Source organism: Sphingobium sp. BHU LFT2, assembly GCF_018604485.1.
In the GTDB taxonomy this organism is placed as follows: domain Bacteria; phylum Pseudomonadota; class Alphaproteobacteria; order Sphingomonadales; family Sphingomonadaceae; genus Sphingobium; species Sphingobium yanoikuyae_A.
This window is the reverse complement of the sequence record NZ_JAFCGW010000068.1, coordinates 1-1019: the sequence shown is the minus strand read 5'-3', so window position 1 is coordinate 1019 and position 1019 is coordinate 1. Positions and strand designations below refer to the sequence as shown.

Sequence of the window (1019 nt, the reverse complement as noted above, 5' to 3'; positions counted from 1 at the left end):
ACCTCCATGCCTGCCCCGGTTGCTTCCGGCTGGAGCATCGCCGGGTGGGCCTTTCACCCACTAGAAAGTGCCGCCTTTGCACGGCGCACACCCTTTGTAGTCGTTCAACCGCACATTTCCCGTCCCCAGGCGCGGCCCATCGCCTACCGGAATTTCGCGCCTCCACAGTGCCAGTCCCGCGCCCACCACCAATCAATTGCATGTCACCGATCGCCAAGCAGATCGCTCTTTTTACGCCTACTGTGGCAGCTGTTTTCACTGTCATCGGTTTGAATGCTGCATCAGCCAGGGGCGGCAGCCGGCCTGATCGTCGACCAGATGCTGTCGCGCTGACCGGCCGCCGCACGACGGGCCGCAGCCCGCGCCGACAGGAACAGAAGCACCGCCAGCAGCACCGCCGTGATATCCACCAGCATCAGTGCGGGCGCATCATACCAGCCAGTTCCCGCGATCAGGCTTGCGGCCGGGATGCACAACATCGCCACCGCGCCCAGGATCGCCAGTTCGACGCCCGATCGCGCTGCGCCACGTACCAGTGCCCAGCCGGTCGCGATCAGGAAGAGCGCATAATAGATGGCGCTGTGCATGCCATAGCTTGCATGTCCGCCCAGCAGCTTGGCCGCCGCCAGTGTCACCGAAATGCCGGCGATGCTGCCCAGTGGGACGCCCACGGTCAGCGCGCCCAATATGCGTGTCGCCCGCGTCTGTTCGACCGCGCCCGCCTTGCGCTCCTTCTTGCGGCGCGATTCCACCCAGAGGAGATTGCCGGTGTAGAAGAGGAAGGCGCCGGCCAGCCCCAGCAGGAAATAGGCCCAGCGGATCGTGGCACCGCCGAAATTGCCGAAATGCAGGGCAAAGAAGCTGGTGATGGTCGCGGACCAGCCATCCTGCATGCCGGGCATATAGTCGGTGCCGGTGATCGCGCCGGTCTGCGGATCGATCCCGGCCATGCCATAGGTCGGCGCGCGCAGGCCGTAGCGGGCATCGCTGCCCTGCACCCGCAGCGCCGGCAGTCCGCC

Annotated in this window: 1 protein-coding gene; it reads right to left on the bottom strand. The window is 65.7% G+C overall.

Annotated elements, in window-relative coordinates:
• Positions 1–281 precede the first annotated feature (281 nt).
• A partial coding sequence (locus tag JQK15_RS26460) for a PepSY domain-containing protein (protein WP_214869628.1) occupies positions 282–1019 on the bottom strand: 738 nt, incomplete at its 5' end.